The organism is Aeromonas sp. Y311-2 (genome assembly GCF_027706025.1).
Classification (GTDB): domain Bacteria; phylum Pseudomonadota; class Gammaproteobacteria; order Enterobacterales; family Aeromonadaceae; genus Aeromonas; species Aeromonas veronii.
Map to the genome: position 1 here is coordinate 1 of NZ_JAPDCL010000043.1, position 10,353 is coordinate 10,353.

The 10,353-nt window shown below is 62.1% G+C and carries 4 protein-coding genes and 1 pseudogene; 2 read left to right on the forward strand and 3 right to left on the reverse strand.

Features of this window, described 5'->3' with window-relative positions:
- Nucleotides 1–230: 230 nt before the first annotated feature.
- From nifJ to OKC42_RS22025, 3 genes are all read right to left on the reverse strand, one after another.
- The gene (gene nifJ / locus OKC42_RS22015; protein ID WP_270657335.1) at nucleotides 231–3,806 is read right to left on the reverse strand and encodes a pyruvate:ferredoxin (flavodoxin) oxidoreductase; all 3,576 of its coding nucleotides are present in this window, start codon (nucleotides 3,804–3,806) and stop codon (nucleotides 231–233) included.
- Entirely contained in the window at nucleotides 3,803–5,449 is a 1,647-nt protein-coding gene (locus OKC42_RS22020) for an NAD(P)-binding protein (protein ID WP_257124646.1), read from the reverse strand. Before OKC42_RS22020 ends, nifJ begins: the two co-directional genes overlap by 4 nt.
- Before the next feature lie 176 nt (nucleotides 5,450–5,625).
- Nucleotides 5,626–6,378 (reverse strand): substrate-binding periplasmic protein, encoded by a 753-nt coding sequence (locus tag OKC42_RS22025; protein WP_115544057.1) that lies wholly within the window; start codon nucleotides 6,376–6,378, stop codon nucleotides 5,626–5,628.
- A 77-nt stretch (nucleotides 6,379–6,455) separates the two neighbouring features.
- Here OKC42_RS22025 and OKC42_RS22030 point away from each other — a divergent pair, with 77 nt between their 5' ends.
- Entirely contained in the window at nucleotides 6,456–8,306 is a 1,851-nt protein-coding gene (locus OKC42_RS22030; RefSeq protein WP_270657334.1) for a hybrid-cluster NAD(P)-dependent oxidoreductase, read from the forward strand.
- Between the two features lie 224 nt (nucleotides 8,307–8,530).
- Nucleotides 8,531–10,238, forward strand: a pseudogene (locus OKC42_RS22035) (methyl-accepting chemotaxis protein).
- Nucleotides 10,239–10,353: the final 115 nt, after the last annotated feature.

Below are 10,353 nucleotides of genomic sequence, written 5' to 3' on the forward strand. Positions count from 1 at the left end.
TACCTGAAGCAACACCGCTTATATACCCGCACACTTGGAATTATTTGAGTCTCTAAAAATGAGGGGATCTCTGAGATGCTGCCCCGTTTTTTCTCACATATCAACGCATCATTATCAACACAATAACTGCTGCGCTTGTGATGAGACTCCAGCGATAAACACGCCATTTCCTAACAGCAAAACAAGCGGGCCAGTGGCCCGCTTCGTTTTATGCAGAGTTAACCCAATCCTCACACCGGCGGATGGAAATGGCTGGCCTCGCGGGTAGCCATCTCCTCGTAGGTGGCCCACTTCTGCCACGCCACTTGTTGCGCCACCTGCATCAGCCGGTCGGCCTCCTCCGGATGGCTCTGGGCCAGCACCCGATAACGGGTCTCCTCCTGCCGGTATTCAGCAAGGGGAATGGAGGGGCGCAAGCTGTCGAGACTGAAGGGGTTCTGCCCCGCGCTGCGCAATACCGGGTTGTAGCGCATCAGCGGCCAGTGACCGGAGGCGACGGCGCGTTTTTGCTGGGTCAGGCCAAACTCCATATCGATACCGTGGGCGATGCAGTGGCTGTAGGCGATGATAAGCGACGGGCCCGGATAGGCCTCCGCCTCACGCAAGGCCTGCAGCGCCTGCTGCGGGTTGGCACCAAAGGCGATACGGGCAACATAGACATTGCCGTAGGAGATGGCCTGCAAGGCTACATCCTTCTTGGCCAGCGTCTTGCCCCCCGCCGCAAACTTGGCGACGGCACCGAGCGGGGTCGATTTCGACATCTGACCGCCGGTGTTGGAGTAGACCTCGGTATCCATCACCAGCACGTTCACATCGCGGCCGGAGGCGAGCACATGATCGAGCCCCGCCGAGCCGATGTCATAGGCCCAGCCATCGCCGCCGATAATCCAGACCGAGCGGCGCACCAGCTGATCGATGAGTGACAGCAGCTCGCGGGCCTTGCCGGATTTCACCTCTTCCAGCCGCTCCCGCACTTGCGCGACCCGGTTGCGCTGGGCGCGGATCTCCGACTCCAGCCGCTGCGGGGCGTTGATAAGCGACTCGACCAGCGCCTCCCCCAGCTCCCCCTTCATCGCTTCAAGGGCCGCCACCGCCTGACCGTGATGCTGATCGGCGGTGAGACGAAAACCAAAGCCAAACTCGGCGTTGTCCTCAAACAGGGAGTTGGACCAGGCCGGCCCCTTCCCTTCGCCATTCTTGGCCCACGGGGTGGTCGGCAGGTTGCCGCCATAGATGGAGGAGCAACCGGTGGCGTTGGCCACCAGCATGCGATCGCCAAACAGCTGGGTCAGCAGCTTGAGATAGGGGGTCTCGCCACAGCCGGCGCAAGCGCCGGAGAACTCGAACAGGGGTTCGAGGAACTGGGCACCACGCACCGTGGAGAAGTCCACCCGTTCGCGGGCAGGCCACGGCAGACTCTCGAACCAGCGCAGTGCCTGCTTCTGACCAGCCAGATGCGGAGCCTTGTCCATCATGGCGATGGCGCGCTCACCTTCATGGCTCTCATCCGCTCCGGCCCGCACCGGACAGGCCTGCACGCACTGACCGCAGCCGGTGCAATCTTCCGGATAGAGTTGCAGGGTGTAGCGGCTGTCGGGGAAGCCCTTGGCGGTGACGGGCACCGACTGCGCTGCCTCGGGGGCGGTCGCCAGCCAATCCTGATGGTAGAACTTGGCCCGCAGCGCCGCGTGGGGGCAGACAAAGACGCAGTTGCCGCACTGGATGCAGATATCGGAGTGCCAGATCGGGATCTCGCGGGCGATATCCCGTTTCTCGAAGCGGCTGGTGGCGGTGGGGTAAGTGCCATCCACCGGCAGCATGGAGACGGGGATCAGATCGCCGCGCCCTGCCAGCATCTCGCCGGTCACCCGCTGGACAAACTCGCTGCCACCCGGCGCCAATGGCAGCGGATAGTCGCTGATCTGCTCCTCACCGGCCGGGATGGCCACCTGATGGAGGTGGGCCAGGGTGTCGTCCACCGCCGCGAAGTTGCGCTCGACCACTTCGGGCCCCTTGCGGGCATAGCTCTTCTCGATGCTCTCCTTGATCAGCGCAATCGCTTCGTCCCGCGGCAAGATGCCAGCCAACGCGAAGAAGCAGGTCTGCATGATGGTGTTGATGCGATTGCCCATACCGTTGCGTTCGGCCACCCGATCCCCATCAATGCAGTAGAGGCGGATATCGAGGGCACGGATGCGGGCACGCAGTCGCTCGGGCAGCTCGGCCCAGACACGGTCAGGCTCATAGGGAGCATTGAGCAGCAGGGTCGCCCCTTCGGCGGCGTGCTCCAGCAGATCGACCGATTCGACAAAACCCCACTGGTGGCAACCGATAAAGCTCGCCTGCTCGATAAGCCAGGGGGCGTCGATGGGCTCGGGGCCAAAGCGCAGGTGGGAGACGGTGCGCGAGCCCGACTTTTTGGAGTCGTAGACGAAGTAGCCCTGGGCGTGGAACCCCTCCAACTCGCCGATGATCTTGATGCTGTTCTTGTTGGCACCGACAGTGCCGTCGGCACCAAGGCCGAAGAAGAGCGCCCGCACCCGGCTGGCGGGCTCCAGATCGCCGATGGGGTGCCAGGCCAGACTGAGGCCCGACACATCATCGACAATCCCCACGGTAAAGCGGGGGCGCGGCGCATCGGATGCCAGCTCCTCGAACACCGCCGCGCACATGGCGGGGGTGAACTCTTTGGAGGAGAGGCCGTAACGGCCGCCACTGAGCCACGGCAACCGCTTGATAAGGCCGCGCTGCAAGCCGTCGATCAGCGCGCTCTGCACATCCAGCAGCAGCGGCTCGCCACCGGCGCCCGGCTCCTTGGTGCGATCCAGCACCGCCATGCGCCGCACGCTCTCGGGCAACGCATCGAGCAGCGCCTGTACCGGGAAGGGGCGATAGAGGCGAATGACCAGTACCCCGGTCTTGCGATCCTGCCGGTTGAGCCAATCCACTGTGGTGCGGGCGGTGGCCGCCCCCGAGCCCATCAGCACGATGACATCGGTGGCATCGGGCGCGCCGTGATACTCCACCAGCCGGTAGTGGCGGCCAGTCAGCTCGCCGAGATTGTCCATGCACTGCTGCACCCGCGCCGGTACCGCCTCGTAGAAGGGGTTGACGCTTTCGCGGGACTGGAAATAGGTATCCGGGTTCTGGGCGGTGCCACGCATCACCGGATGATCCGGGTTGAGGGCCCGCGCACGGTGGGCCCGCACCCAGTCGTTGTCGATCAGCGCGCGAATTTCATCTTTATGCAGCGCGGTGATCTTGTTCACCTCGTGGGAGGTGCGAAAGCCGTCGAAGAAGTGGATAAAGGGCACCCGGCACTGTAGGGTGACGCTATGGGCAACCAAGGCCAGGTCCTGCGCCTCCTGCACCGAGCCGGAGGCAAGCATGGCAAAGCCGGTGCTGCGCGCCGCCATCACGTCCTGATGGTCGCCAAAAATCGACAGCCCCTGCGCCGCCAGCGAACGGGCCGCCACATGGAACACCGCCGAGGTCAGCTCACCGGCGATCTTGTACATGTTGGGCAGCATCAGCATCAACCCCTGGCTGGCGGTGAAGGTGGTGGCGAGCGCCCCCGCCTGCAGGGCGCCGTGTACCGTGCCGGCCGCCCCCCCTTCACTCTGCATCTCCACCACTGTGGGGATGTTGCCCCACAGGTTGGTCTGCCCCTCTGCCGCCCAAGCATCGGCCAGTTCGGCCATAGTCGAGCTCGGGGTAATGGGGTAGATGGCACACACTTCACTCAGCTGGTAGGCCACCCGGGCCGCGGCTTCGTTACCGTCGACCATGATCAGTTCATGTTTCATAGGGACTCCTCCGGTTGGCGCAGCTCGATGGCGTGACAAGGGCACTGATCATGACAGGCACCGCAGCCGGTGCAGCGCTCGGCATCCACCTGATAGCCTTTGCCCGGCCCCAGCTTGGCTATGGCCTGCTCGGGGCAACTGCCATAGCAGCCGTCGCACTCGAAGCAGTTGCCGCAGGAGTAGCAGCGCGCCGCCTCGTAGCGGGCGGCCACCTCATCCAGCCCGCCGATGATCTCGCCAAAGTCATCCCGCGCCCACGCCGGTTTGACCGGCTGACTGCTGGCGGGCGCGTAGGTCTGGAACCAGAGTTGCAACTGCTCCGGCCCCACCAGCGGGTAGGAGAGCGGTTTGTGGTAGTGGCGACCGCGCAGCCAGGCATCCATATGGCGTGCCGCCTTCTTGCCGTGGCCGGTGGCAATGGTAACGGTGCGCTCGGAGGGCACCATGTCGCCGCCCGCAAATAGCCCCGGCACATCCGTCATCAGGTTGCCCGCCACCTGTACGACCCCCTCCTTGTTGACCCGCACGCCGGGAATACTCTCCAGCACGCTCAAGTCCACCTCTTGGCCCAGCGCCAGAATAAGGGAGTCCGCTTCGAGGGTTTCAAACTTGCCGGTGGGCACCGGCTTGCCCTCGGCATCCAGCGCCATCACCTCCACTTCGATATTGGTGCTATCGAGCTGGCGGATAGTGCGCAGCCAGTTGATCTTGATCCCCTCCTCCTCGGCCTCGTCGGCTTCAAAGGCGTGGGCCGGCATATGGTCCCGGTCGCGGCGGTAGATGATCATTGCCTCTTCAACGCCCAAACGGCGGGCGGTACGGGCCGCATCCATAGCGGTATTGCCACCCCCATAAATCGCTACCCGCCGTCCCAGTTTGGGGGGCGGCAAGCCCTGCTCTTCGGCCAGACTGGCCTGCTCTAGGAAACTCACCGCATCGAGGATCTTGCCCGCTTCCCGGGCCGGAATATCGACCCGCTTGGCCAGATGGGCGCCGATGGCCATAAAGACGGCGTCAAAGCCCCCCTCGTCGCGCTCGCGCAGCACATCCTCCACCTTGTGGTTGAGGGTCAGCGTCACTCCGGCCGCCACGATACGGGCTACCTCCCGATCCAGCACATCGCGGGGCAAACGGTAGGCGGGAATACCGAAACGCAGCATGCCGCCAGCAAGCGGCCCCGCTTCGCGGATCTCCACCTGATGGCCGAGCCGGTTGAGGTGCCAGGCGCAGGAGAGACCGGAGGGGCCAGCGCCAATTACCAGCACCTTCTTGCCGCTGGCAGGGGCAGGTGGCGCAGGCTGCCAGCCACGGGCCAGCGCCTCGTCGCCGAGGAAACGCTCGATGGCATGGATGGAGACGGATTCATCCACCTGCCCGCGATTGCAGGCGCTCTCGCAGGGGTGATAACAGACCCGGCCATGAATGGCGGGCAAAGGGTTCTCTTCGATCAGGGTCTGCCAGGCCGCCTCAAAACGGCCGGCCTGCGCCAAAGAGAGCCAGGCCTGGATATTTTCTCCAGCCGGGCAGGCGTGATTGCAGGGTGGCAGGGCCGGCCGCCAGACGGGTAGCCGGGTACGCACCGGGCCTGTTCCCGTTTTCAGGGAGAGATCCGGCAATGGGGTCATGTCCAGTTGTTTGCTCATACATTGCTTTCTTCTTTTTGTGTGACAGGCCCCACCCGATGGCGCTTGATACCGTGTAGCCGAAGCGGACGGTGGCCGGATGGGGAAGAAGCGAAAGCGTTAGAAACTGGGAACTGAGTCGATAATGGCCGCTTTTTTGTACTGATTAGCGAATCAGGATCAAAAAATGTTGCATTTTATGGTTCATAGAGACCAGAACGTGACTCAAGTAACATCTTCTCCAGCTGACCGCTGGCTTTCAGTTTGGCGAGCCCCCGATTGAAGGTTTTGATCAGCTCGTCAGCGTTGGCACGCTTGCGGCTGATCAGCAGGTGACCTTCAACTTTCATGACCGGTTTTGAATGGGTTGCAAAGAGATCGACCGTACTGGCCGGGTAGAACTGACGCAGGGAGTAGTAGCCGACATCGATGTTCTCCAGCGTCAGGTCGGCGCGGCCGGAGAGCAGCAGATCAAAGCTCTGGCGCAGCCGGGTGACGAACTGCACCTGCAGCGGCACCTGCGCGATGGCTGCAAAAAAATCTGCATTGTAGGTATAGCCACTGACCGCAGCCAGCTTGCGATCCGCCAGATCCTGATAGCCGTGCCATTCCAGCGGATCGGATTTGAGATAGAACCAGACGTAGGTCTCGCTCAGGATGGGATCGCTGTAGAGATGGGTTTTGCGCCGCTCGCTCGACTCATACCAGTGGACTGTGCCATCCACCACTCCCTCCTCCGACAAGCGAAAGGCCCGCTTCCAGGGAAGAAACTGGAACTTGACGCTCACCCCTTCACTCCTGAATGCCTCGCTCACCACATGAGGGATCAGCCCCTGATATTTCAGCGTCTCGGAGCAGTAAGGGGGATACTCTCCCGTGGTCAGGGTCAGCTCCTGCGCCCAGAGCCCGTGGCAAAAAAGGCTCCCCGCCAGCAACCAGCTTATTTTCATCCCGATGCCCTCTTGTTCTGTTTTCCCAACTATAGACCGCCCCCTTGAAAGGATTGCCGGATCGCCGGGGAACCGTTATGTTCCACTTTTTCCAGGCGATCACGCCGCGTCACAAGGATATGAAGATGCCCAGGCTAGACAGCATTCACCTCTACCCCATCAAATCGACTGCAGGTATGCCGCTGGCTCGCGCCCGGGTGACCGAAGAGGGACTGGCAGGGGATCGCCGCTACATGGTGGTCAAACCGGACGGCACCTTTATCACCGCCCGTACCCATCCCCAGCTGCAACAGGTCGTGGCCACCCCCATCGAAGGTGGCTTGCAACTGCGCTATCCGGGCTTTGAACCGCTCACCCTGCAAGAGGTCGACTTCAGCCGCGCCCCGCAAGCTACCGGAGTCTGGAGCGACCGTTTCACCGCCCTGCACACCGACCCCAAAGCCGATGGGTGGCTGAGCCGGGTGGCAGGGGAAACGGTGCAACTGCTCTGGCTGGGTGAAACCTCTGATCGCTTTCGTGAAAAGACCGGCACCCGGGTCAGCTTTGCCGACGGTTATCCGCTGCTGCTGATAAGCCAAGCCTCCCTTGAGGATCTCAATCTGCGCTCCGATGCGCTGCATCAGATGAGCCAGTTCCGCACCAATCTGGTGGCAAACAATACCCAGCCCTTCGAGGAGGACAGCTGGGTGCGCATCCGCATCGGTGAGGTGGAATTCAAGGTGGTCAAGCCCTGCAGCCGCTGCATCATGACCACGGTGGAAGCAGGCACCGATCGTTTCAACGCCCTGAAAGAGCCGCTGGCCACCCTCACCCGCTACCGCCGTGGCGAGGATGGCGAGGTCTACTTCGGCCAGAACCTGATCGCCCTGAACGAAGGGTGGATTGAGGCTGGCAGCGAGATCGAGGTGCTGGAGCGCACCAGACCGGTGGTCTATCCCGCCGCCGCACCGAAGAAGCGGGAGCTGGTCTGCGTGGCCCGCGAACCGCTGGCGCGGGATCTGGAGACCTTCTGGTTCGAAGCCGCCGATGGCGAGCCCCTGCCCGACTACCTGCCGGGCCAGCATCTGCCCATCAGTCTCGATATCAAAAATGAACGGATCCAGCGGCGCTATACCTTGAGCTCCACGCCAGATCATCCGGAGCGTTACAGCATCAGCGTCAAGAAGGTAGAGGGGGGTCGCATCTCCCACTGGCTGCACCAGCAACTGCAGGTGGGCGACCGGCTGCTGGCCGACAACCCCGCTGGCGAGTTTCACTTAGGGTCCGAGCGCAACCTACTGTTGCTCTCCGCAGGCTCCGGCGTCACCCCCATGCTGGCGATAGCGCGCACCCTGGCGCTACGCGGGGAACTGGAAGAGGTTCACTTTATGCACCTGTGCCGCAGCGAAGCGGACATACCCGCCGCCAGCGAACTGCATGCCATGGCGCAGCAGGGGATGACCCTCACCCTGATCCTTAGCCAGCCAGATAGCCACTGGCAGGGGCTGCAAGGACGACTCAATGATGAGCATCTGCAACGGATCAAAGGGCTGGCCGAAAAAGAGGTCTTTATCTGTGGCCCCCACGGTTTTATGGCCGATGCTGCCGCCAAAGTTGCGGCCCTCGGCGTTCCGACCGCACGGATCAGACAGGAGAGTTTTGGCGGCGCCATTCTCTCGGTGGCCCGCCCCCATCAGGCGGTGCAACTGCGTATCGGCGCCCAAGCCTTTACCGGCAACAATCAGGGCACAGTGCTGGATCAGGCCAACAAGCAAGGTGTAGAGCTGCCATGGAGCTGCCGCGCCGGCATCTGCGGCAGTTGCAAACAGACGCTGATCTCGGGCGAGGTGGATCACCCCGACGCCCCCGCCATCACCGCCGCCGAGCGGGCAGAGGGCAAGATCCTTGCCTGCTGCGCCGTGCCGCTCACAGACATCGTCATCAAATAGGGTGATCGAGCCACGAAAAGGCTGGCTGGGCCCCGATCCTGGCCGACCTTTTCCCCCCTGTCGACCCGCGGTTCCTCCATTCTCGTCTCTTTCTCGCCCCGCCTGCGCAACCATGCCGACGATGACTTCTATACTCACAGCAATAACAACAAAACCCCTCCGACGTAGCGGCCTTTGCCGTCTGACCAAGGGGGTTACCCGGTGAGAATAAGGACGCTCAAACCATGGAACAGAACAAACCCGCCTTTCAACTCAACCTCTTGCTCTCCGTCATCACCCTGATCCTGCTGTCACTGGTGTTTTTCGCCTACAGCTGGGCGGGTAAACAACTGGAAGAGAGTTATCGACAACAATATCTCTCCTACCTGCTGGCCGACGAGCTGCGCCAATCCTCCGATGACCCGACTCGGTCGCACCTACGTCATCACCAAGGATCCAGCCTACGAGCAGCAGTACATGCGGATACTGGCCATTCGCAACGGCGAACAGCCGAGACCGGATGGCTACAACCGTATCTATTGGGATTTTGTCGCGGCCAACGGCCAGAATCCTCGCCCCGACAGCAATGTTCGCCGCGGCCTGATCGATCTGATGAAGGATGCCGGTTTCACCGATGCTGAACTCGCCAAGCTCAACGAGGCCAAAAACAACTCGGATGCGCTGGTCAACACCGAGGTCGCCGCCTTCAAACTGGTGCAGCAGAGCGATGGCGACCCGGTTGCCAACCAGCAAAAAGCCATCGCCATGATGCATGACAAAGCCTATCACCAGAACAAGGGGCGCATCATGTCCCCTATCGATGACTTCTACGTGATGATGGAGCAGCGCAACCATGAGGCAGTCGAGAGCGCCATCGCCAATACCGATATGCTGCGCTATCTCTTTATCGCCCTCGGTCTGGTGTTGATGTTCTTCCTCTGGCGCACCTATCGCTCCCTGCTCGATCTGGTGGGCACCTCGGTCGAACAGCTCAAGACCGATCTCCATATGATGGCGGAAGGGGACTTCTCGCGCCCCATCAAGGTGCCGCCAGGATCGAAAGAGAGCCTGATCGGTCTGCTCGGCGGTATGCAGACCACCCTCAAGGGGATCATCGCCAAGGTCTCCCACTCCACCGAGGAGCTGTCCCACTCTGCTGACAGCATCGCCCAGATCGCCGAGCAGACAGCCCAGTTTGCCACCGATCAGCAAACCAGCACCCAGACCATGGCCGCCGCCATCGAGGAGCTGGTGGTGAGCATCAGTCACCTCTCCGACAACGCCACTCATGCCGACGAGCTGAGCAAGGTCTCAGCCAATACCCTGGAGGAGGGGTCAGGGGTCATTAAAGAGACGCTCGGCAGCATCGAGAATATCTCCACCACAGTGGGGGATGCGGCCAGCACCATCTCCGAGCTCAACGGCCATACCCAGCAGATTTCGGAGATCATCGGGGTGATCCGCGGCATCGCCGATCAGACCAACCTGCTGGCCCTCAACGCGGCCATCGAGGCGGCGCGGGCCGGTGAACAGGGTCGCGGCTTTGCGGTGGTGGCCGACGAGGTGCGCAATCTGGCCAGCCGCTCGGCGGCCTCAACCCAGCAGATCACCGGGATGATCAGCAAGATCCAGAGCGGGGCGGATGCCTCCATCCGCAGCATGGAGAACACGGTCAACAACGTCTCTCGCGGGGTCACGCTGGCTAACCAGACCGGCGAGGCGATCGCCAGCATCCAGAGCCACGCCTCCAACCTCACCGGCCTGATGGGGGAGATCAGCCACACCCTGCGCGAGCAGTCCACCGCCGCCAACGAGGTAGTCTCCACCGTCGGCAACATCACCTCTCTCTCCGAGCAATCGGGGGATGCCGCCCGTCACGTATCTCAAGAGGCGGCCAAGCTCAAGCAGCTGTCACGGGTGCTGCGCCAGGAGATGGGGCACTTCAAACTTTAAAAATGCTGCAAAGCAAAACGGCTGCCCGAAGGCAGCCGTTTTTTATGGCTATGTCCCAATTACGTGTTGCATGGGGCGCCCCAGCGCCTCATGCAAACATGCTTTGATATTTACG